Origin of the sequence: Mucilaginibacter galii, assembly GCF_014635825.1 — a bacterium.
GTDB classification, from domain to species: Bacteria; Bacteroidota; Bacteroidia; order Sphingobacteriales; family Sphingobacteriaceae; genus Mucilaginibacter; species Mucilaginibacter galii.
In genome coordinates, this window is the sequence record NZ_BMDO01000001.1 from 291,606 (window position 1) to 313,577 (window position 21,972).

The 21,972-nt window shown below is 43.6% G+C and carries 21 protein-coding genes; 17 read left to right on the forward strand and 4 right to left on the reverse strand.

Translation table 11 applies throughout. From position 1 onward, the window contains the following. Positions 1 to 12: 12 nt before the first annotated feature. The 12 genes from IEV61_RS01250 (at position 13) to IEV61_RS01305 (ending at position 13,744) form a co-directional block, all read left to right on the forward strand. Positions 13 to 1,827, forward strand: coding sequence for a TonB-dependent receptor (locus IEV61_RS01250; protein ID WP_188413034.1), 1,815 nt, complete (start codon positions 13 to 15; stop codon positions 1,825 to 1,827). A gap of 43 nt (positions 1,828 to 1,870) precedes the next feature. Next, on the forward strand, positions 1,871 to 3,202 hold the full coding sequence (locus IEV61_RS01255) for an SPOR domain-containing protein (protein ID WP_188413035.1): 1,332 nt from the start codon (positions 1,871 to 1,873) through the stop codon (positions 3,200 to 3,202). After that, positions 3,199 to 3,915 (forward strand): MotA/TolQ/ExbB proton channel family protein, encoded by a 717-nt coding sequence (locus tag IEV61_RS01260; RefSeq protein WP_373867812.1) that lies wholly within the window; start codon positions 3,199 to 3,201, stop codon positions 3,913 to 3,915. The genes IEV61_RS01255 and IEV61_RS01260 overlap by 4 nt, the downstream gene beginning before the upstream one ends. Then, positions 3,915 to 4,313, forward strand: coding sequence for an ExbD/TolR family protein (locus IEV61_RS01265; RefSeq protein WP_188413036.1), 399 nt, complete (start codon positions 3,915 to 3,917; stop codon positions 4,311 to 4,313). The genes IEV61_RS01260 and IEV61_RS01265 overlap by 1 nt, the downstream gene beginning before the upstream one ends. A 6-nt stretch (positions 4,314 to 4,319) precedes the next feature. Next, a complete protein-coding gene (locus IEV61_RS01270) occupies positions 4,320 to 5,138 on the forward strand; it encodes an energy transducer TonB (protein WP_188413037.1) in 819 nt (272 codons plus the stop codon). A gap of 208 nt (positions 5,139 to 5,346) precedes the next feature. Continuing rightward, positions 5,347 to 6,645, forward strand: a complete 1,299-nt coding sequence (locus IEV61_RS01275) for a bifunctional folylpolyglutamate synthase/dihydrofolate synthase (RefSeq protein ID WP_188413039.1) — start codon at positions 5,347 to 5,349, stop codon at positions 6,643 to 6,645. A gap of 101 nt (positions 6,646 to 6,746) precedes the next feature. Then, a complete protein-coding gene (mgrA, locus tag IEV61_RS01280) occupies positions 6,747 to 7,745 on the forward strand; it encodes an L-glyceraldehyde 3-phosphate reductase (protein WP_188413041.1) in 999 nt (332 codons plus the stop codon). Continuing rightward, positions 7,745 to 8,725 (forward strand): Gfo/Idh/MocA family protein, encoded by a 981-nt coding sequence (locus tag IEV61_RS01285; protein WP_188413043.1) that lies wholly within the window; start codon positions 7,745 to 7,747, stop codon positions 8,723 to 8,725. The genes mgrA and IEV61_RS01285 overlap by 1 nt, the downstream gene beginning before the upstream one ends. A gap of 40 nt (positions 8,726 to 8,765) precedes the next feature. Continuing rightward, positions 8,766 to 10,841 (forward strand): M48 family metallopeptidase, encoded by a 2,076-nt coding sequence (locus tag IEV61_RS01290; RefSeq protein ID WP_188413045.1) that lies wholly within the window; start codon positions 8,766 to 8,768, stop codon positions 10,839 to 10,841. Between the two features lie 38 nt (positions 10,842 to 10,879). Then, positions 10,880 to 11,398, forward strand: a complete 519-nt coding sequence (locus tag IEV61_RS01295; protein WP_188413047.1) for a DUF2911 domain-containing protein — start codon at positions 10,880 to 10,882, stop codon at positions 11,396 to 11,398. A 350-nt stretch (positions 11,399 to 11,748) separates the two neighbouring features. Continuing rightward, positions 11,749 to 12,843, forward strand: a complete 1,095-nt coding sequence (locus IEV61_RS01300; protein ID WP_188413049.1) for an AI-2E family transporter — start codon at positions 11,749 to 11,751, stop codon at positions 12,841 to 12,843. A 28-nt stretch (positions 12,844 to 12,871) separates the two neighbouring features. Next, complete coding sequence (locus tag IEV61_RS01305) at positions 12,872 to 13,744, forward strand: hypothetical protein (RefSeq protein ID WP_188413051.1); 873 nt, start codon at positions 12,872 to 12,874, stop codon at positions 13,742 to 13,744. Here the strand turns inward: IEV61_RS01305 and IEV61_RS01310 are convergent. After that, the gene (locus IEV61_RS01310; RefSeq protein WP_188413052.1) at positions 13,725 to 14,021 is read right to left on the reverse strand and encodes a hypothetical protein; all 297 of its coding nucleotides are present in this window, start codon (positions 14,019 to 14,021) and stop codon (positions 13,725 to 13,727) included. The two genes, IEV61_RS01305 and IEV61_RS01310, sit on opposite strands and share 20 nt — an antisense overlap. Positions 14,022 to 14,108: 87 nt before the next feature. Here IEV61_RS01310 and IEV61_RS01315 point away from each other — a divergent pair, with 87 nt between their 5' ends. Continuing rightward, on the forward strand, positions 14,109 to 15,062 hold the full coding sequence (locus IEV61_RS01315; protein ID WP_188413054.1) for an MBL fold metallo-hydrolase: 954 nt from the start codon (positions 14,109 to 14,111) through the stop codon (positions 15,060 to 15,062). 4 nt (positions 15,063 to 15,066) lie between these two features. Here the strand turns inward: IEV61_RS01315 and IEV61_RS01320 are convergent, their stop codons facing one another. Next, entirely contained in the window at positions 15,067 to 15,672 is a 606-nt protein-coding gene (locus IEV61_RS01320) for a tetratricopeptide repeat protein (protein ID WP_188413056.1), read from the reverse strand. Positions 15,673 to 15,765: 93 nt separating this feature from the next. Here IEV61_RS01320 and guaA point away from each other — a divergent pair, with 93 nt between their 5' ends. From guaA to IEV61_RS01340, 4 genes are read left to right on the forward strand one after another with little or no spacing between them, the layout of a single operon-like run. Next, positions 15,766 to 17,295: a glutamine-hydrolyzing GMP synthase gene (guaA, locus tag IEV61_RS01325; RefSeq protein WP_188413059.1), complete on the forward strand. Its 1,530-nt coding sequence runs from the start codon at positions 15,766 to 15,768 to the stop codon at positions 17,293 to 17,295. Beyond that, complete coding sequence (locus IEV61_RS01330) at positions 17,252 to 18,523, forward strand: ABC transporter substrate-binding protein (protein ID WP_188413061.1); 1,272 nt, start codon at positions 17,252 to 17,254, stop codon at positions 18,521 to 18,523. Before guaA ends, IEV61_RS01330 begins: the two co-directional genes overlap by 44 nt. Beyond that, positions 18,520 to 19,716: an RsmB/NOP family class I SAM-dependent RNA methyltransferase gene (locus tag IEV61_RS01335; RefSeq protein ID WP_188413063.1), complete on the forward strand. Its 1,197-nt coding sequence runs from the start codon at positions 18,520 to 18,522 to the stop codon at positions 19,714 to 19,716. The genes IEV61_RS01330 and IEV61_RS01335 overlap by 4 nt, the downstream gene beginning before the upstream one ends. 28 nt (positions 19,717 to 19,744) lie before the next feature. Next, positions 19,745 to 20,137: a VanZ family protein gene (locus tag IEV61_RS01340; RefSeq protein WP_188413065.1), complete on the forward strand. Its 393-nt coding sequence runs from the start codon at positions 19,745 to 19,747 to the stop codon at positions 20,135 to 20,137. Positions 20,138 to 20,162: 25 nt separating this feature from the next. Here IEV61_RS01340 and IEV61_RS01345 read toward each other — a convergent pair whose 3' ends face one another. Then, entirely contained in the window at positions 20,163 to 20,738 is a 576-nt protein-coding gene (locus tag IEV61_RS01345; protein WP_188413067.1) for a MarC family protein, read from the reverse strand. Between the two features lie 3 nt (positions 20,739 to 20,741). Then, the gene (locus IEV61_RS01350; protein ID WP_188413069.1) at positions 20,742 to 21,929 is read right to left on the reverse strand and encodes an MFS transporter; all 1,188 of its coding nucleotides are present in this window, start codon (positions 21,927 to 21,929) and stop codon (positions 20,742 to 20,744) included. Positions 21,930 to 21,972: the final 43 nt, after the last annotated feature.

Here is a 21,972-nt window from a genome sequence, read left to right on the forward strand (position 1 = left end):
AAAACAGTACTCATGAAAATCAGATATTTCTATATACTTTCTATAATCATCCTGGCGTTTGGTGCGGCGCCTGCCCAGGCCCAGGTAAAAAAGTCGGCTAAGAAGCCCATCACCAAAGCACCCGTAAGTAAGCCTGCCGCTAAAAAGCTGGGCGATGCCGCGGCCAAGGTAAAGCAAGACACTACTAAAAAAGGCGGACAAGCCAGCCCTGCAACTAACAATGCTCCAAATAATGGCAGCCTGTCAGAAGAAATTGTGGTTACTACAGTGTATAAGCCTGTACTGGCCGATGCTGTAAAAATACGCCGCAACCCCAATTTAGAAGAAACGCAGCCCTTCAAAGCGCCGCTAACCTACTCGTCCCTACTTGATAAACGCCTGGAACGTAACAGCGAAATAAGGCAGTTAGAAGCCATGAAAATGCCTATAGAGCGCGATTCTATCCCGGCTAATAATTTCGTACGTGCAGGCTTTGGTAGCTTAAGCACTTTATTTGGCGAAGCCTACATTAACAACGGCAAGGACGAAGCCCTCCAAACCGGAGCTTTCTTTAAGCACTTTAGCCAGAAAGGCAGCGATCTGGCCAAGCAAAACGAAAGCCGTACCGAGGCTGGCGTGTTTGGCAAATCTATTGGTGAGGTAAATACGCTTACCGGCCGCGTTAACTATGAGCGCCGCAACAATTACTTCTACGGTTACGATAACTCGGTTGTTAGAAGTTCTGTAGACCCGGCAAAACAGCATTTCAATACCATAAGCGCCGAGGGCGAACTGGCCCGTAACCATCAGGATACCGACCGTGTGTTCACCTATGCGCTTAAAGCCAACGGCTACCTGTTCAGCAATGCATACGAGGCCCGTGAAAATAACGTAGTGGTATCAGGTTACTTAAACCAAACCATTAACCAGTTTTATGCAGGTTTAGGTGCATCTTTAGATGTTGCTTCGCAAAAAGATGTATCTTACTCATTAAACAATAGTTTTCTACGTCTAAATCCTTATTTAAAGTTTCAGGGCGATAATTACAAGATAGATGCAGGAGTAAACATTGCCAAGGAGTTTGGCTTCTCCTCAAGGTTCTTCATTTTCCCGGCTGTTAAACTCGAATACCAGATAGTGCCCGAGTATGTACGCCTGTTTGCCGAAGCTAAAGGTGATGTTAACCGCACTTCGTTGCGCAGCCTTTCAGAGATCAACCCTTTTATTGGTCAAAACATCAACATTACTAATTCGGTTGATAAACTGGATATTACCATTGGCTTAAAGGGACGCATTGTTGCCGGTTTAGGTTTCAAGGCATCTATATTCCGCAACAGTGTATCTGATCTACCTTTATTTGTGAGCAACGTTCAACCGGTAACTACGCCGCAACTTATACCAGCCGGCAATAACCGTTTCAACGTTATCTATGATTCCGGTCGTGCACGTATCAGCGGTTTCAATGGCGAACTGGACTATAAAGCTTCAGACGACTTGAACATTTTTGGCCGTGTTGAATTCAGGGATTATAAATTAGCCAGCGAAACCGAAGCCTGGAACCTGCCTAAGTTTAAACTAACCGCCGGAACCGTTATCCACATCAGCAATAAGTTTGAAATTAACGGCGCCCTGTTATTACGCGGAAGCACTAAAGACCGCATAGCCGCCAACCAGGTAGTAACACTTAAATCATTTGCCGATTTAAACGGCGGCTTGAGTTACAAAGCCACCAAGAAAATTTCGGTATTTGTGCAGGCTAATAATATTTTAAGCACCAAGTACCAAACCTACTTATATTACCCTAACTACGGTTTTAATATATTTGGAGGTGTGGGCTTCACTTTTTAATTATATTTGCTGTACTGTATCTAAATTCCCTGGTTAGAAAGAAATGGATTTGTCGGTTTATATTACGGAGTTGCTTAACGAGCATGGTAACATAAGCATCCCCAAAATTGGGGTGTTTAAACAGGTTCGTAAAAGAGGCTATTATAATGCCGATGAGGGTAAACTATACCCACCGTATTTCCAAACAGAGTTTAAACAGCAGGCGGTTGAAGATGATTCGCTTTTGCAGTACTTAACATCCCGGAGCAAAGTATCGGCCAGTTCGGCCAAATACTTTATGGATAAATACCTGCAAAATATTTTGCAGCAGGCCGAAATTGGCGAGGTAATGCTGGGCAAATTAGGCTGGCTTTCTAAAGAAGAGGAAACGTTAAGCTTTCGTCCGGCTATAACCGGAGATACCCCCTCAGCCGCCTTTGGCTTTGTACCGGTGAGCATAAAATCCGAACTTATACCACCTGTACAGGAACTAATAATTACTGAAGAAGAACCTACAGCACTACCTGCAACTGCACAGCCCTTGGCAGAATCTGCTGATCCTGTTCAAGCACCAGAAGAGCAGCCCGTTACTAACGAGCCGGTTAACCTACCTGTATTATCTGTTGAAAAAGACGAACCGGTACAAAAACCATCACACGAACCAGTACCACTTACAGCAAGTTCTCCTTTATTAAGGCAACATCAAAAGCCAGAAGCTTTACCTACGCCAACAACCGTTGCTGCAAGCGCACCAGTATTAGCGCCGCAACAAATAGAGGTACCGCCAACCGAACCTGTAGCAGATGAACCGGCTAAACCTTTTTACCAAAAGCCCTGGTTCTATGGAGTTTTGGCAGCCGCAGCTGCTATTGCAATTTTCTTGTATTTTAATCAGCGTACTGCAAAGCCGGAGAAACCGGCCACTGTTGCAAAGGTGACAACACCGGCGCCAAGCATAGATTCACAAGTAGTTAAAGCACCACCTACTACTAAGCCAATAATCAGAGACACTACAGCTAAGCCCAAGGCTAAAGCCGAATCGGTAATTACCGCGGGCAATAAGCCAATGCCTGCCTCAACCGAGTTTGCTCCTGAGGTAGAAACTCCTGCGGCTACATCGCCGGTGCTGGTTAATAGCAATAATTATAAATTTATGCTCATGAGCGGTGCCTTTAGTAGCGAAGAGGCCGCCAAACAAGTGGTAACACGTTATAAAGCTATAGGTGTACCTGCTGCTATTTTAAAAAATGTAAGCCTAAGTAAATACGTAAAAGTTACCTTAGGCTTTTTCAAAACCTACGCCGAAGGCCAGGCCGCAAAAGTAAGACTCGTGAAACTGAAACACCTCAGAAGCAGCGATCTGTATGTTGAAACTTTAAGAACTAATAAGAAATGATGTTATTAATGCTGTTACAAGACACAGCGCTGAAGGTTGCTGATACTGTAAACCAAGCCATGCAGCCGGTTACCACACCTGCCGCTCCCGTTGATGACCTGCGCTTTGGCGACCTGTTAATTAAAGGTGGTTGGGTAATGATACCTATTGCCATACTCGCTATTTTAGGATTAGTGATCTTTTTCGAACGCTTTTTCACTATCCGCAAAGCAGCCAAAGATGAATCTAATTTAATGAGCCAGATTCGCAGCAGTATTACCGCCGGCAAACTGGATTCGGCTATTGCGGTTGCCCGTAACAGTAACAGTCCGCTGGGCCGTATGCTGCAAAAAGGCTTACTGCGCATTGGCCGTCCTATTAAAGATATTGAAGGCGCTATTGAGAATATTGGTAAGATCGAAGTATCTAAACTTGAAAAGAATATCGGCATCCTGGGTATCGTAGCAGGTATTGCTCCCATGTTTGGTTTCTTAGGTACCATTGCCGGGGTAATCAAAATTTTTTACGATATCTCTAAGACGGATAACATCAGTATGGGCGTTATATCAGGAGGTTTATATGTAAAAATGGTAACCTCGGCCGCCGGTTTATTTGTGGGTATCGTAGCTTATGTCTGCTACCATGTTTTAAACATGATGGTAGATAAGGTGATCCTGAAACTGGAAACCGATGCTATTGAGTTTATTGACCTGTTAGAAGAACCAAGCAAATAATGAACCTTAAAAAAAGAAATAGCCGTGCATCTGCAGAGGTACACACCTCGGCCATGAATGATATCATGTTCTTTTTGCTGCTGTTCTTTCTTATTGCGTCTACAGTAACTAATCCAAATGTGATCAAGCTGATGCTGCCTAAATCTTCATCAGGTCAGGCGGTATCAAAAAAAACCATAACCGTATCGGTTACGCAAGATCTGCGTTATTATGTAGAAAAGAAAGAAGTACCTATTGATGCGCTGAAAGCCACGTTAGCAGGTTACAAGAACATAGCCAGCGAACTGACTATTGTACTGCACGTAGACCGTACGGTGGCTATACAGGATGTGGTACAGATCATGGATATTGCACAAAAACTGAACATTAAACTGGTGCTGGCCACCGAGCCTAAGTAATACGCTATGGATTACCGTCAGGAAGATAATAATTACCCTAAAGCCTTTTTAGCAACCGGCATTATTATGGCGTTGCTTATTGGCTTGAGCTATTTTATTGTCTTTCATCAGCCCCCAAAAGAAGAGGATGGTACCGGTGGTATTTTAGTAAATTACGGTACGGTTGAAGAAGGCATGGGCGATGATTACATGAGCACCGAAGAACCCTCGGTAGCCGAAAATGCTAATCAAACCAAGCCCGATAAAGTTACGCCTACCCCGCCAACCGAGCAGGTAACACCTACGGACAATAGCAGCAAGCAGGTGGTTACGCAAAATACGGAAGATGCGCCTGAGATTAGCAACGACAAAAAGCCGTCGCAAACGGTTGCTACCCAGCAAAAGCCAACCAAAGAACCACCTAAAGAAGTTGTTAACCAAAACGCCTTATACAAAGGCAAAACTAACAATGGTACCGGCGAGGGCGATGGTACCGGAAACAAACCCGGTAACCAGGGCAAGCCTACGGGCAGCACGCTAACCAATGACTACACCGGTACAGGATCTGGCACCGGCGGCAGTTTGCAAAACATGCCGCAGCGCAGCTTTGTTAGTCGCCCGAGTATGGATAACGACACCCGCCAAACGGGTAAGATAGTTGTTGACATTGTGGTTGATAAAGACGGAAACATTGTACGTGCAACAGCCGGTGGACGCGGTACTACCATTTCCGATCAATCTTTGCTCGATAAATGTGAAGCCGCTGTTAAAAGAGCCAAATTAAACCAACTTGAAAGCGCCGACCTGCAAAAGGGCACGGTGGTATTTGTGTTTAAGATACAGTAGGTTCTGCAGACTGTCTGTTTTCATTAATTCCCCATTTTTACATTTTAAGTCAATAGCTTTGGCTTTCCATTATACCGTCATTGCGAGGTACGAAGCAATCTCTACGTAGAACAATTGCGCTTTACCTGTCGTGTAGCGATTGCTTCGTACCTCGCAATGACGCATTGAACAACCATGGACTATGGTCTATCAACCATCGACTTCAACAATGAACTACCAGCAAACCCTCGACTATCTCTATACACAGCTACCCATGTTCACGCGTATAGGTGCATCAGCTTTTAAAAAGGATTTAACCAATACTATTGCCCTTTGCGAAGTGCTTGATAATCCTCAACATAAGTTTAAAAGCATTCATGTAGGTGGCACAAATGGTAAAGGCTCTACCTCGCATATGCTGGCGGCGGTGCTGCAAACGGCGGGTTATAAAACGGGCTTGTATACCTCTCCTCACCTAAAAGATTTCAGGGAACGCATCCGCATTAACGGACAAATGATTAGTGAGCAGGAAGTAGTAAATTTTGTGGCTAACCACCAGGCCGACTTTGAAACCATTGAACCTTCTTTTTTTGAAATGACGGTAGCCATGGCCTTTGATGCTTTTGCACGCCACAAGGTAGACATTGCCATTATCGAGGTAGGCCTGGGTGGCCGCTTAGATTCTACCAATATCATCACACCGTTACTGTCCATCATCACCAATATTGGGTGGGACCACATGAATCTGTTAGGAAACACTCTGACAGAAATTGCGGGCGAAAAGGCAGGCATCATTAAACCTCATGTCCCGGTATTAATTGGTGAGTATCAACACGGGGTGGCACAGGTATTTTTGAATAAAGCCGAAAAGGAAAACGCAGCACTCATATTTGCCTCTCAAAAATGGAATATCAAAGCAGATGAACTTAACGCTGCTCAACTGTTGCCAATTACTGCTACCCTTTCTGATAATGCTAATCCCCTCACCCCGCTCCATCTTCAACTCGATCTTACCGGAACTTACCAGCTTAAGAATGTAAAAACGGTGCTGTCTGCTGTCGAAGAATTACGATCGCAAGGTTTTGTTATTTCCGATGAACATATAGCTCAGGCATTAACAGAGGTTCAACTGCTTACCGGGTTGGCCGGTCGCTGGCAAACGTTGAGCACCCATCCGCTTACTATATGCGATACCGGGCATAACCCCGATGGTATAGCCGAGGTATTACAAAATATTGCAGCTGTTACCTACGAGCATTTGCACTTTGTGGTAGGCATGGTCAACGATAAAGATATTACTAAAGTATTGAGCATGCTGCCTAAAGATGCTACCTACTATTTTTGCAAACCCGATATTCCGCGCGGATTAGAGGCCGAAGCTTTACAGCAACAAGCCGCTGCTTTAAATTTACACGGGCAAACTTATTCTTCAGTAAAAGCAGCCTTGCAGGCGGCTCAACAACATGCTGGTCTCAACGACCTGGTTTTTGCCGGCGGCAGCACATTTGTAGTGGCCGAAATAGTTTAACATTTCATTTCCATGGTGTAGGTAAATTAATAAATTTACAAGGTCGATGATCGTAGTGCTTAATCTATGTTCTTGACGCTGTATTCTTTACTCTAAAATTTATGACCTACATCGCTTCGGCTAACCGTTACGAAAAAATGCCCTACCGCCGCTGTGGCAAAAGCGGTATTCAATTGCCTGCTTTATCGTTAGGACTATGGCATAATTTCGGCGGGGTTGATGTTTTTGAAAACTACCGTAAGATTTTACATTTGGCTTTTGATAGCGGCATTACGCATTTTGATCTGGCTAACAACTACGGTCCGCCCTATGGTTCGGCCGAAGAGAACTTTGGTTATTTACTCGACAAAGATTTCCGCAGCTATCGCGATGAGCTCATTATATCCAGCAAGGCTGGTTACGATATGTGGCCCGGGCCTTACGGCAACTGGGGATCAAAAAAATACCTGGTATCGAGCCTTGATCAAAGCCTTAAGCGTATGAAGCTCGATTACGTAGATATCTTTTATCACCATCGCCCCGACCCTGAAACACCGCTTGAGGAAACTATGGGAGCTTTGGACCATATCGTTCGCCAGGGAAAAGCATTGTACGTAGGTATATCCAATTATAAGGCCGAAGAAGCCAAACAGGCCATTGCCATACTTAAACAACTGGGTACCCCTTGCCTTATCCATCAGCCTAAATACTCTATGTTCGAACGCTGGGTAGAGGGCGGTTTGCTGGATGTTTTAGAAGAAGAAGGTGTTGGCTGCATTCCTTTTTCGCCGTTGGCGCAGGGCGTGCTCACCAATAAATACTTGAACGGCGTACCTCAAGATTCAAGGGCGGCCAAACAAAGCGGACACTTGCAAACCAACCAAATTACACCCGAAAGAATTGAACAGATTAAGCAGCTTAACCAGTTAGCCTTGCAGCGCAACCAAACGCTGGCACAAATGGCACTGGCCTGGTTAATGAAAGATAAAAGGGTTACTACGGTACTCATAGGTGCAAGTAAGCCCGAGCAATTGGCTGATTCGCTCAAATGCCTGGACAATACCAACTTTACCACCGAAGAACTCAACCACATAGAAACCATACTACAAAACAAACCCTGATGGAAACCATAAACTGGGGCATTATTGGCTGCGGCGACGTAACCGAAAAAAAAAGCGGCCCGGCTTTTAATAAAGTACCCAGCAGCAAACTGGTAGCCGTAATGCGCCGCGATGCCGATAAGGCTGCCGATTATGCCGCCCGGCACCAGGTAAGTAAGTGGTATAGTGATGCTAATGAGCTGCTGAACGATGAGGAAGTTAATGCCATTTACGTGGCTACTCCCCCGTCATCACACCTCGATTACGCCATAGCGGCTTTGCAGAAAGGCTACCCGGTCTATGTAGAAAAACCTGTTACCTTAAACGCTAAACAGGCCCAGCAACTGGCCGATGCTGTACAACATTATAATGGCAGGTTAATAGTGGCTCACTATCGCCGCCGTTTACCCATATTTTTAAAGATTAAAGCATTGCTGGAGCAGTATGCGATAGGCGATGTACGCACGGTACAGCTCCGGTTATGGCAAAGCCGCAAACCCGCGCTGGTAACTAAAGGATCGCCAAACTGGCGCACGCAGCCGGAGTTATCGGGTGGTGGCTACTTTCATGACCTTGCTCCTCACCAGCTCGATTTAATGTTATACTTTTTTGGCGAACCTGTGCACTACCAGGGCTTCGGGTTAAACCAGGCACGGGCTAACGAGGCCGACGACCATATATCAGGCTCTATTCTATTTAAAAGCAACGTAGTGGTAAACGGCTCCTGGTGTTTTAACGTGGCCGAAACTGAGAATATTGACCGCTGCGAAATGATTGGCAGCGAAGGCAGCATCAGCTTTGCGGTGTTTGGCAACTCGGTAACTTTAAAAAATAAAGATGGCGAGCAAATACTTGACTTTGAACAACCCGAGAACATTCAGCTGCCGATGATTAACAGCATGGTTGGTTACTTAAACAACGAAGAACCCAACCCTTGTACTATTGAAGAGGCAGTTACGCTGATGAAGATCATCGATGCATTTTCAACCAAAATAGCCTGACATAATCACAATGCCCGATATGCTGATAGCCTATCCACCAATGCCCCAAAACGCAGACAGGAGCGTTATTAAGCCATCAAAAAAGTTTAAAAAGCAGGTATGGGGTATGCTGGGTTCTATTGCACTTTTTTTTGTCACCTACCTGGTGCTATTTTTAGTTACCGTAGCTCTTGCCTGCGCTTTTTTCTTTTTAGCTTACTTCTTAGTAGTTGTACTGCATTTTAATACTTTAACTTTGGGTTTAGCAGTTGCCCTCATAGCATCGGGCGTGCTGCTGATCTATTTTCTCATTAAGTTTTTATTTGCAAAATCAATCCCGGCCGACAACTCCGACACCATTGAAATTACAGCCGCCAACCAGCCCGAATTGTTCACCTTTATTAGAAAAGTAACCCAAGAGGTTGGCGTTCCTTTTCCTAAACATGTGTATTTAACACATGAGGTGAACGCCGGTGTGTTTTTTGATTCCAGCTTTTGGAGCATGTTTTTGCCTATACCTAAAAACCTCAAGATCGGCCTGGGACTGGTTAATTCGCTTAACCAATCAGAATTTAAAGCCGTGCTGGCACATGAGTTTGGCCACTTTTCGCAGCGCAGCATGAAGTTTGGCAGCTACGTTTATAACTTAAACAAGGTTATACACAATCTGCTGTACGATAATGCGGGCTATGAGGCCACGCTGGGTTACTGGAGCAACGCTGCATCTATATTCCGGTTTACGGCGTTCATCAATATTCATGTAATTAAAGGCATACAATACATTTTAAGGCAGGTTTATGTGCTCATTAATAAAAGCCACATGAGCCTCTCGCGTGAGATGGAATTTCAGGCCGATGCCATAGCCGCTTATGTAACCGGCTCCAACCAGTCTATCAACTCATTAAGGCGAATTGAGGTTGGCCAAATTTGTTATGATGATTTATTAAATTACTGGAACGAAAAGATAGCAGCCAGGCAACGCGCCGAAAATTTTTACACCCAGCACCGGGAAGTATTGCGCCGGTTTGCCCTTAACCACCGTTTACCAACTGATGCGGCCGGTTTGCCCGTTATAGACCGCCATATGGCAGTTTTAAATAACACCCAGGTATCCGTCAACAATCAATGGGCCTCGCATCCTACCAGTAATGAACGAGAGCATTATTTAACAAACATTGGTGTTGATACGCCTTCTGTTGAGCTTGCTGCCTGGGAAATATTTACTAATGCTGAAGCTTTGCAAAAGCAGATGACCAGCCAACTGTACACACAATTTAAAGAGAGCGATGAATTTGAGATAATTGATACCGAACATTTTATCTCGCTGTATGAAACCGACCTGCGCTCAAATTCTTACGATCCTTATTTTAAAGAGTACTATGATAGCAGGGATATTGCCATTACAGCGTTTGAACCCCAGGTAAAAGGCTTGCAAACAACACCTCATGACATAAACAAACTATTTAGCGATGACAACTGCAATTTGCCTAAACAAATTAAGGGAATGCAGCAAGACATTAACCTGTTAACCTATGCCATAAGTAATAAAGACATTAAAACCTTCGATTATAAAGGTAAGAAGTACTATAATGCCCGGGCGCAGGATATTATTGACCAGATTACCGCAGAAAAAAATGAAGCCGAAAAACAGCTTGTCGGGCTCGACCAAACTATTTACACCTCTTTCTACAACTTGGCACAAGAGCAAAACCGGCAACTACTGGAAGAAAAGTACCAGGCACTGATAGCTCATCAAAAAACCACCACAGATGCCTATGTGCTTTATGAAAAACTGGTGGAAGAAATAAATCCGGTATACAGTAATATGCAGTTTGAACAGATTAATGATACCTTGGCCAAAGTTTATCTTACCGAAAAAGAACTCAAAAACCGTTTGCAGGAAATAACAGCCGATGATGATTACAAGGCCAGCATTACACCCGAACAAAAAGAAATACTGGATCAGTATATGCCCAATGACCTAAAATACTTCGACGGGCAACACTATGATAACGAGAACCTCGTTCTATTTAATAAAGCAACTGTGGCATATGTGAACATTACCGTTCAGCGGTTTTATGAATTAAAAAACAGCCTGCTTAACTTTAAGCTCAAACTTTTGAAGCAGGCAGCATAAATCAAATTCAATTTAACACTAACATATCAAGAAAAACAATGAAGAAACTATTGAAATTAAGCCTTATTGCAGGTTTTATGATCACCGCGTTTTCGGCCTCGGCACAAACCCCTAAAAAGGCACCGTTGAGTCCGCCCGATACGGTGAGGACAACCACTAAAAAAGGAGTTGCTATTGAAGTGGCCTACAGCCAGCCTTCGGTTAAAGGTCGTACCATTGGTACCGATATTGCCCCTTATGGCAAATGGTGGCGCACCGGAGCTAACAATGTAACCACCATTACTTTCAGTAAAGATGTAAAAGTTGAAGGTAAGGCTTTGGCTGCCGGTAAGTATGCACTGTACACCATTCCCGGTGAAAAAGAATGGGTTTTGATGTTTAACAAAGATATTACCTCATGGGGTACTAAATATGTAGAGGCTGATGACGTTTTGCGAGTAACCGTTAAAACCGATAAAGCGCCTGCATTTGTAGAGCAAATGAAATTTATGGTTGACCCGGCCGGCAAAGTAAGCTTTGCCTGGGGCGACAAACTGGTTGCCTTCACCGTAAGGTAGGTAACCCCAAACAAACATAAAAGCCCCCGGAAGTTTACTTTCCGGGGGCTTTTATGTTTTACTCGATGAATTTTCAGACATAGCACCTCCCCTTAGGCTTCATTTCATCTTACCCAATAGCCCCTTTTACTTTGGTTAACCTGTTTATGATCAAGTAAAGTAAAGTAAAGTAAACGTTAAATTGAATGGTGTGAAAGATTTGCTTTCTCTGTACCTCACCCGCTTCAGAACCCTAACTCATTGAACAAGATTATAGAATACTATTTTTAGCTATAAGGTAGTTTAAACCGTTTCAAACATTACCAGCTACTCCCTGTTAATCAGCATAATTTACCCGATACTCAAACGATATGATTCTAAAAAGTACCCACCTCCCTTTTTACGCTAAATTTGCTCTTGTACTCATAGGTATGATGGCACTGGGGTTTTTAATTATCCTTGGCAAAGAACTTCTGGATCCGCTGATGTTCGGCTTCTTATTCGCCATATTGCTCCTGCCATTATGTAACTTTTTTGAGCGTAAATTTAAAATGCCCCGCAGTATGGCCAGTTTCCTGGCTATTTTACTCATGGTAACTTTTATAGGCGGCATTGTTTACCTCATTGGTACCCAAATATCAAACTTGGCTAATGACTGGCCTATGCTCAAAGCACAGGTAGCTAAATCATTCGCCGATATGCAGGTTTGGATACAGCACACGTTCCATATCAATGCCGAAAAGCAAATGGTTTATGTAAACGATACTACCGATAAACTGGTAGCATCAGGCACCAGCATATTTGGCACCACGTTCGGCGCAGTTTCATCATTGCTGCTGTTCTATGTTTTTATCCTCATTTTTACATTTCTGATTCTGTTTTACAGGCGCTTACTATTCCGTTTCGTTATCTATGTGTTTGATGAGGAAGCCGCTGCAACCGTAAACACCATTGCCGAAAACATCCAGAGCATTTTACGCCAGTACATTTTAGGATTGTTACTTGAGATGCTCATCGTAGCCGTAGTAGCTTGTATAGCTTTTTGGATAATTGGGGTCAAGTACGCAATCCTTTTAGGCATTATCACCGGGTTATTCAACATTATACCTTATGTAGGCATATTTTCGGCATTGCTGCTGAGTGCCTTAATCACCTTTGCAACAGGAGCTATCAGTAAAGCTGTTATCGTAGCTGTGGTAGTCATTATTATTCATGCTATAGATGCCAATGTTATACTGCCGATGGTAGTAGGCTCTAAAGTCCGCCTGAATGCGTTGATCACCTTTATAGGTATCATTGTAGGCGAAATGCTTTGGGGGTTATCGGGCATGTTTCTTTCTATCCCTGTCATCGCTATTTTCAAGATCATCTTTGATAATATTAAAGATCTCAAACCATGGGGCTACCTATTAGGCGGCGATTATGAATACAAGAAAGAGGCTGAAAAGGAAATGAAGACGGAATAGTTATTAAACTTCTTAATCACTTTAAGCTATGAGCTTTACTTTTGAAACGGTATCGGTAGAGCAAGCCATTCAAAAAGGGCGCAAAGATGTTGTGCTGCCCAGCATTCTGATATTTATATTAAGTATTGCCGTTGGTTTTACAGGCTTTATTGTCTTTTCGCTAATACTCTACTTTCCGCTGGTGATGGTTGCAGGCCCCGTAATGGCACTGATGTGTTATAGTAAAAAAAGTGCTAAATGGCGTATATGGGCTTTCGAAAACGTGCGCAACGTTCATGAACTTAAAGAGCGTGCACGTAACTCGGGCTTAATGAAAGAAGATGGGAGCCCGGTATTTTTTGATATAGGTGTATCGCAAGCCGATAAAGAAAAGTGGAAAAGCCTGCAGGAAAAATTTAAACACCCCGATGTATTCAGCGATGACCCGCAGGTTCCGCCTGAGACGGTTGTGTACTACTCCAAAACAAAAAAATATTTGACGTTATTGTTTTACGTCCCTATTTTGGGAGTGGGTGTACTCATGATGAGTATACCTGATGTAGGTACTTATGTTCGTATATGGGGCGCATTTCTTATGGTTGTAGGTATCGGTCTATTTTATATCACCATAAGAGATGCATACAACGGTAAGCCGCAAATCACAATCAGCAACGAGGGTATGAGCAATGCAGAAACGCCTTTTTACCCATGGTCGCAGATCAGGGATGAGAGGACAACCATGTCTACCTCTGGCCGGATACGAAGCATTTATTTAAACTACTATTTCCCTGGAGGCTTATGCCGGTTCACGTTGGATGGTTTTACGCTCAATCGGTCTAAGATAGATCACTTACTCCGGGTTTACAGGGGCAGGGCTAATCAGAAAGCAAAGCGCACTCGCATCAATGATAAGCAATCCTAAAAAAAACAGCCATCGCATAAATCAATAGCATTACCGTATTCACTATTAACAGCAGGTTTATATCCATACTGTTATATTTTTTCACTGCGGCGGTAATCAACAATCCTATAAAACCAACTATCAATAATACCGGGTAAATAAGCGTCCAGGTGTTGAGTTTAATATAACCTAAGCCTTTTAGTTTATCGTTATTTTGTGTTATCCACACTGCCGCAACCAATATTAATATAAATACCAGCCTCACCAGCAATTTGGCTATGATCTTACTTGTTTTCATAAGGGTGCTAAATTACGGTTAAGCGTATAAATGCCAAAGCTGCATTTAACGGCCTAATACATAACTTTGCAATATTAAACGCCACCTATGTATTATTCTTATAAAGCTGCCCTTCTTCCTTTTTTACTCTTACTGAGTTTAATGTCGTTTGGCCAAACGGCTTCTTTTAGTGTAGTGCCTTTAGGTGTTAAAGGAGGTATAGATGAAAGCAATCTGTCGGCTTACATGGTGGCGCCTTATAATACCCATAATTTTATATGTTTAGATGCAGGTACGCTGCATGCAGGCATTCAAAAAGCTATTGACCGTAAGGTATTTAACCTACCGGCCGAACAGGTATTAAAACAGTATATTAAGGCCTACTTCATCTCCCACTCTCACCTCGACCACCTGAGCGGCCTGATCATTAACTCGCCCGACGATACGGCCAAAACCATTTACGCTAATGCCGATTGCATAGAGGTATTTAAGAACAATTACTTTACCTGGAAAAGCTGGGCCAACTTTGCTAACGAGGGCGAAAAGCCGCAATTGAACAAATACCATTATGAAGTATTAACTCCGGATAAGGAAGTAGAGGTTGCGGGTACTGCCTTAAAAGTGCAGACCTTTCCGTTAAGCCATTCTAACCTGCAAAGCACGGCTTTTTTGGTTAACAATGGTGGTAGTTACCTGCTTTACCTGGGTGATACCGGGCCCGACGAGATAGAGAAAAGCACTAACCTGCAAGCCTTATGGCGGGCAATAGCGCCAATTGTAAAATCAGGAAAATTAAAGGCATTAATGATCGAGGTATCCTTCCCTAACGAGCAGCCCGATAAAACACTGTTTGGCCATCTTACCCCCAATTGGCTAATGAAAGAGATGAAAGTATTAGCTCAATTAACCGGCCCTGCCTCCATCAAGGGATTGAATGTGATAGTTACGCACGTTAAACCTCCGCAAAGCCACATCAACACCATTAAGCAGCAACTTAAAGCGGCTAATATTATGGGGCTGCATTTGATCTATCCTGAACAGGGTAAACCTTTAGCTTTTTAACCCTTTACTTATCCATCAAAATATCCACACACTTGCCGCTCATGGCTTTAACACGGGCATCAAGAGTTGAAATGGCTGCAGCATTGTTAATGCTGGTGTAAAGCTTCTTGATCAAATTAAGGTTATCGTCATACGGATCGCAGGCCTGTACCTTTTCTAAGTGAGGTATGGCCGTTTTTATCAATGCAGTATACGCAGCTAAGTGCTTTTGGTAAGCTGCTTTATCGCCTTTAGAAGCGTTCACCAATGTGCCTTCCTGATTAGCTTTCTGCATGTATATGTGCCCGAGCGCTAAATGCGCAACATAGTAATCGGGCTGCATCACAATAACTTTTTCATATAGTGGTTGCGCCATATCGGGCTGCTTTTCTTCCTCGTAAGCCTTAGCCAGCATGTTATAAAAAATTACGCGGCTGTTGTCTGGCAGTTTATCTGCCTGCGGCAATAATTGCTTGCCCAACTCAATGGCCGATGCATTGCTCTTGGTGGAATTCAAGATCTTAAATTCGGTGTATTGCTTAGAAAGCTCACCATCGGCTTGCGCTTTGGCGTTTACACTTACGGTTAAAACAAGTGCGCCAAAAATGAACGATTTAAGTAGTTTGTGCATTAACAAATATATTATAACCAGCTTAAAGGCAGTGTTAAATAACAATATTAAAACTGTTAACTTACATATGGGCTCAAAAAACTATCTTTGCCCATGCCTGAAAAAATTCTGATCCTTGATTTCGGCTCACAGTTTACCCAGCTCATAGCCCGTCGTGTAAGAGAGCTTAACATTTACTGCGAAATCCATCCTTTCAATCATTTTCCTGAAGTAGACAGCACCGTTAAAGGTATTATCCTGTCGGGTAGCCCGTATTCGGTACGCCAGGAAAACGCACCACAATTTGATTTTGCACCCTACCATGGCAAAATGCCAATTTTAGGTGTATGCTATGGTGCGCAATACTTAGCGCAGCATAATGGAGGCGAGGTATTGCCATCGAGCACGCGCGAGTATGGCCGTGCCAACCTGCAATATATTAATGAAGCCAACCCGCTGTTTAAAGATATCCCTTCCAATTCACAGGTATGGATGTCGCACGGCGATACCATTGCCAGTATTGCCGATAATTTTGAAATTATAGCCAGCACAGATACCGTTAAGGTAGCGGCTTATCAAATTAAAGACACCCCTACTTACGCCATACAGTTTCACCCCGAGGTTACCCATAGTTTAGATGGCAAGCAATTGCTGCAAAACTTTTTGGTTGATATTTGCGGCTGTAAACAAGACTGGACCTCAGAGTCGTTCGTTGAAACTACCATTGCTGCCCTAAAAGAAAAACTGGGTGATGATAAAGTAGTTTTAGGTCTTTCGGGTGGTGTAGATTCATCGGTTGCTGCCGTATTGCTTCACCAGGCTATTGGCAAAAACCTGTACTGCATTTTTGTAGATAACGGCCTGCTGCGTAAAGACGAGTTTGAATCGGTCTTACAGTCGTACGAAGGCATGGGCTTAAACGTGCGCGGCATTGATGCCAAGCAACGTTTTTACGATGCCCTGAGCGGCTTGAGCGACCCTGAAAAGAAACGCAAAGCTATTGGCCGCGTATTCATCGAAGTGTTTGACGATGCAGCCCACGAAGTACAGGATGTAAAGTGGCTGGGACAGGGTACTATATACCCTGACGTTATTGAGTCGGTATCGGTAAACGGCCCTTCGGCTACCATCAAGTCGCACCATAACGTAGGCGGTTTGCCCGATTTCATGAAGCTCAAAGTGGTAGAACCTCTGAATACTTTATTTAAAGACGAGGTTCGCCGTGTAGGTAAAACTTTAGGCATCGATCCTAACATTTTAGGCCGTCACCCATTTCCGGGTCCGGGCTTGGCTATCAGGATATTAGGAGATGTTACACCTGAGAAAGTAGCCATATTACAACAGGCCGATGCGATTTATATCAACAATTTACGCCAGGCTGGTGTTTACGATAAAGTTTGGCAAGCCGGGGCTATTTATTTGCCGGTACAATCGGTAGGTGTAATGGGCGATGAGCGTACTTACGAAAACGTAGTATGCTTGCGCGCTGTAGAATCATTAGACGGAATGACCGCCGACTGGTGCCATTTGCCTTATGAATTGCTTGCCAAAATATCAAACGAGATCATTAACAACGTAAAAGGAATAAACCGGGTAGTATATGACATTAGTTCAAAACCACCGGCTACCATTGAGTGGGAATAAACAACTTTGGCTGCTGGCGCTGATACTGATCAGCGCCTGCTCGCCCAAGGTACAGCCTGTTGGGAGAACAGGCCCGCAAAAGCCGGTAGCCAATACCGCTAATGAAACGAATAAGCCCGCTACCGATGCAAATAAACCGGTAGTTAAAGCGCCGGTTTCAAAAACTTCTACCATTGCCCTGCTGCTACCTTTCAGCCTCGACAATGTGGGCTCGGTAAAAGGTTACTCAGCAGCCGATCTGAAAAAAGCTAACATCGCTATTGATTATTACCAGGGGTTTAAGCTCGCGCTCGACTCGCTAACCGGTTTGGGTTACAACTATAAACTGCAGGTTTTTGATACTAAGGATGAACCCGGTTATACCCATAGCCTTTCTTTAAATCCATCGGTAAATAACAGTAATTTAATTGTTGGCCCCGTATTTCCCGAAGGCATAAAATCATTTATTGGTAAACCGGCAACTTTGCGCAGGCCATTATTATCGCCGTTGTCGCCCGCCTCTCCTGCCGATTTTGGCAGTTCTAATTTAATTACCATCAATCCGCCGCTCGACTATCACGCAGCGGGAGCCGCTCAGTTTATAGCCAACCAGCTAAAACCTAAAAAGGTGTTTATTTTGCGTTCGGGTTTTAGTGTCGACAATAAGTTTATTGTGCCCTTCAAAAGAGCTATAGACAGTCTTGGCAAACGCAAGATACAGGTGGTTTACTTTACGGTTTCGCACGGCAGTTTAACGGCGCTCTTGCCACAGTTGGATAACAAGACAGAAAATGTCTTTATAGTGCCTGCCGTAAACCAAAGCTATTTATCGGTTACTTTACGCTCTTTAGATACCCTTTCGCGCCATTACCCGGTTACTACCATCGGGCACCCTAACTGGGACAAGCTAACATTTTTAAAGTTCGACATATTACAACGCATTAAAGCTCACATAACCTCTGCCGATAAGGTTAACTACCGTGCCTCTGCTACCGTTAACTTTATTAAAAATTACCGTAAGTATTTTAAAAGCGAACCTACCCAATATGCCTATAAAGGCTTTGATGAAGGTTTATACTTTGGCAGCCTGTTAGCGCAGGATGGCAACCAGCTTACTCATCTAGACAGCCATGATTTTAACGCCCTGCATAATAGCTTCCACTTTGTTAAAAAACCTGGCTTAGGTTGGATTAATACTCATGTTAATGTTTTTAAATACACTAATTTTGAGTTAAAACAGGTACAATGAAAGCCCTTAACCAGCTCAAAACTTTTCAACGCATATTGGCCGAGTTTCCGGCCGATGTACAATTGAGCAAATTTTTACCTGGCTTTTTCAGGCAAAACAAGCAAATGGGTTCTACCGACCGCCGGGTAGCCAGTAGGTTGGTTTACAATTATTTCAGGCTGGGTGGTGCATTGCCTAATGCACCTGCCGAAGATCGCCTCATGGTTGCCGAGTTTTTATGTAACGCACAAACCAATTCTTTTTTACAACACTTTAAACCCGAGTGGGCGGCCTGCGTGGGCTTTAATGTTGATGATAAGCTGGAAATGGTTAAATCAACCTACCCGGATTTTGAACTTACTGATGTTTATCCGCAGCATGCCCAGCTCTCCGGCTCCATCAATAAACAGGAATTTTTAAAGTCATTCTTCATCCAGCCCGATCTTTTTATCCGGGTGCGTAAAGGCTTTGAGCAACAGGTAAAAACTGTTCTTAGCCAAGCCGATGTGAGCTTTAAAGATGAAGGCGCTAATTGCCTAAGCCTGCCCAACGGAACCAAGCTTGAAACCTTATTTGCCAACCAGCATTGGTTTGAAGTGCAGGATTATTCTTCGCAACAAACGGCACAATATTTCAGGCCGCAAAAATGGGAAAACTGGTGGGATGCCTGCGCTGCATCGGGCGGTAAATCTTTACTGCTTCACGAGCAAGAACCCAACTTGAAATTGGTCGTATCTGATATCCGCGAAAATATTCTGGCTAACCTGGATGAACGTTTCAGACAAGTAGGCCTACTAAAATATCAAAAAAAGATTCTCGACCTCACCCAAAATCCAGATTTCATTATGCATGACTATGCCTTCGATGGCATTATCTTAGATGCGCCCTGCACCGGCTCGGGTACCTGGGGCCGCACGCCCGAACTCATTTCGCAATTTAACGGGCACCGCATCGAATTTTTTCAGCGTCTGCAGCAAAGTATTATACGTAACGTAGTTAAATATCTGAAACCCGGCAAACCATTAATTTATATAACCTGCTCGGCATTTAAGGCCGAAAATGAGGACAACGTAAACTTTATGGTAACGGAGTTAGGTTTGCAGCTAGAAGAGATGCAGGTGCTTAAAGGTTATGAGCGTAAAGCCGATACCATGTTTGTAGCCCGGCTAAGCGCAAACCCACCCGCACCAACCGGTGTACTTTTGCCAGAATAAATAAGTCAACAAAACCTATATTAGCTGCATGATAAGGCGTTTCACACTTTGCATGCTGCTGGCGGCAACCGTTATTTTTACCATTTATGGAGAAACTACGCTACGTCCATACTGGCTAAAGAACCACATTGACACTTACACCCTTGCCGATTGGTTCCCTAACCTGCTTGCGCCCATGATATTGGTGCTGCTCTATACGCTTATTAAAGAAGTTAACGACAAAGCTGTTTTGTTCAGAGCAACCTGCTCGTTTGTTGCAGGACTGATCATCTACGAAATTGTACAGTTGTTTATACCAAGCCGCACGTTTGATCATAAAGATATTATCGCGTCTGTGGTAGGAGGCGCTATAATTTATGGTGTAGTTTTGGGTGTGTTTAAGCTTTTTCCACCCTTGCCTGATCAAGTCTCACAAAAATAGTTTGCTTAAATTCTATTGTGAACACTTACAACCCGCTATTACTTCTAAAGAGTTTAATGGCAATTGCCAGTAAAATTACCCCAAAGGCTTTACGTAATACGCCCAGGCCGGTTTTACCCAGTAGCTGTTCTAACAGTTTTACGTTTTTAAGTACTACGTAAACAATAATGGTATTAAGCACGATACCTACTATAATATTAGCCGTAGCATATTGAGATTTCAGGGATAATAAGGTAGTCATAGTACCTGCACCGGCTATAAGCGGAAATGCCAGCGGCACAATGGAAACCGTGCTGGGAATATCGTCTTCTTTAAAAAACTTGATACCCAAAATCATTTCCATAGCGATGATGAAAATCACCAGCGAACCGGCAATAGCAAAAGAGGAAATATCCAACCCTATAACTTTCAGCAACTCTTCGCCCACGAACAGGAACACGATCATGAGTACCAGTACCGTAAACGATGCCTTTTCCGATTCAATATGCCCGGCACGTTGCCTTAGATCAATAATAATGGGTATAGTACCCAAAATATCGATAATGGCAAAAAGGATCATGGTTACCGACAAGATTTGCCGGGGGTCGAAAGTATTAAGCATAGGTTAGGAATTTTGCTTTTCTTTAGCTTTTAAGCGAAAGGTAAGCAAAAAGCCCAGCAAAATAAAAAACGCCGATAAAAAGAATACCGCATGCACCGATACAGCAGTGATTAACCCTGCAGCAACCGGCCCTAAAGTTTGCCCTAACGAAGCATAAGACTGATTTACGCCTAATATCTCACCTTGCTCCTCATCATCGTTCTTATCGGCTATAATAGCGTTGAGCATGGGATTACGCAATCCGTTAAATAAACCATAAACAAATACGCAAGCCGCAAAGGGAAGCAGCGCCTTTGTAAAACCAGTGGCCGTCATAGCAGCCAAACATACCACCGTAGAAAGTGAAAGTATAACAGCTTTTGATGAAATAAACTTAGTAATAAACGGCACACCCAACTGCATCAATATCCCTGTAACACCAAAGCCAGCATATAATAAACCTATCTGCGTTGGACTAATTTTCAGTTTATCTACCGAAAAGGTTTGGAAACCAATAATCATGATGAACTGCCCCATGGTAAGCAAAAAGCCTACAAAAACTGCCGTACCAATAACCGGCCTTTTTAACGCCGTAACGAGCGATACAAAATTAAACTTATCATTTTTCTGTTGCCTGTTGTCTGTTGCCTGTTGTCTATTACTTTCTTTTCTTGACGCTGTACTCTTGACTCCTGACTCTTTTTTGTCCTTCGTCTCTTTCAAAATAAAGGTAGCGCATAAGGCGCCTATGAGCGCAATGCCGGCAGCAAAATAAAACGGCACCTGCATACCCATTTTACTTAATAAGCCGCCCAGCGCAGGCCCCAAAACAAAGCCAAACCCAAAAGCCGAGCTTAGTATTCCAAACTTTTTAGCGCGGTCTTCGGAAGTGGAACTATCAGAGATCATAGCTTGCGCTACCGAAATATTACCGCCTGTTATGCCATCCAAAACTCGGGCGGCGAAGAGGATGACAAGACTTTGAGCAGTGGCAAAAAGTAAAAACGAAGCACAAGTACCAAACAAGCTGATAGCTAAAAGAGGTTTGCGTCCCCATTTGTCTGACAAGGCACCTAACAGCGGTGTGGCAAAAAACTGAGCGACAGAAAAGGAGGCGGTAAGTATACCAATGGTTTGCTCATTCAAACCAAACTTTTTACCATACGAATAGAGCAGGGGTACAATAATGCCGAAACCCATGGAGTTGATCACGCATATAAAAACCAGTACCCATAAATTCTTGTCCCCTTTCATC

Coding starts and splice junctions, on each gene's coding strand:
- IEV61_RS01320 (WP_188413056.1), bottom strand. CDS start 15,672: ATGCACAAACTACTTAAATCGTTCATTTTTGGCGCACTTGTTTTAACC.
- IEV61_RS01345 (WP_188413067.1), bottom strand. CDS start 20,738: ATGCTTAATACTTTCGACCCCCGGCAAATCTTGTCGGTAACCATGATC.
- mgrA (WP_188413041.1), top strand. CDS start 6,747: ATGACCTACATCGCTTCGGCTAACCGTTACGAAAAAATGCCCTACCGC.
- IEV61_RS01255 (WP_188413035.1), top strand. CDS start 1,871: ATGGATTTGTCGGTTTATATTACGGAGTTGCTTAACGAGCATGGTAAC.
- guaA (WP_188413059.1), top strand. CDS start 15,766: ATGCCTGAAAAAATTCTGATCCTTGATTTCGGCTCACAGTTTACCCAG.
- IEV61_RS01305 (WP_188413051.1), top strand. CDS start 12,872: ATGAGCTTTACTTTTGAAACGGTATCGGTAGAGCAAGCCATTCAAAAA.
- IEV61_RS01250 (WP_188413034.1), top strand. CDS start 13: ATGAAAATCAGATATTTCTATATACTTTCTATAATCATCCTGGCGTTT.
- IEV61_RS01340 (WP_188413065.1), top strand. CDS start 19,745: ATGATAAGGCGTTTCACACTTTGCATGCTGCTGGCGGCAACCGTTATT.
- IEV61_RS01285 (WP_188413043.1), top strand. CDS start 7,745: ATGGAAACCATAAACTGGGGCATTATTGGCTGCGGCGACGTAACCGAA.
- IEV61_RS01335 (WP_188413063.1), top strand. CDS start 18,520: ATGAAAGCCCTTAACCAGCTCAAAACTTTTCAACGCATATTGGCCGAG.
- IEV61_RS01275 (WP_188413039.1), top strand. CDS start 5,347: ATGAACTACCAGCAAACCCTCGACTATCTCTATACACAGCTACCCATG.
- IEV61_RS01330 (WP_188413061.1), top strand. CDS start 17,252: ATGACATTAGTTCAAAACCACCGGCTACCATTGAGTGGGAATAAACAA.
- IEV61_RS01290 (WP_188413045.1), top strand. CDS start 8,766: ATGCCCCAAAACGCAGACAGGAGCGTTATTAAGCCATCAAAAAAGTTT.
- IEV61_RS01300 (WP_188413049.1), top strand. CDS start 11,749: ATGATTCTAAAAAGTACCCACCTCCCTTTTTACGCTAAATTTGCTCTT.
- IEV61_RS01270 (WP_188413037.1), top strand. CDS start 4,320: ATGGATTACCGTCAGGAAGATAATAATTACCCTAAAGCCTTTTTAGCA.
- IEV61_RS01295 (WP_188413047.1), top strand. CDS start 10,880: ATGAAGAAACTATTGAAATTAAGCCTTATTGCAGGTTTTATGATCACC.
- IEV61_RS01315 (WP_188413054.1), top strand. CDS start 14,109: ATGTATTATTCTTATAAAGCTGCCCTTCTTCCTTTTTTACTCTTACTG.
- IEV61_RS01265 (WP_188413036.1), top strand. CDS start 3,915: ATGAACCTTAAAAAAAGAAATAGCCGTGCATCTGCAGAGGTACACACC.
- IEV61_RS01310 (WP_188413052.1), bottom strand. CDS start 14,021: ATGAAAACAAGTAAGATCATAGCCAAATTGCTGGTGAGGCTGGTATTT.
- IEV61_RS01260 (WP_373867812.1), top strand. CDS start 3,199: ATGATGTTATTAATGCTGTTACAAGACACAGCGCTGAAGGTTGCTGAT.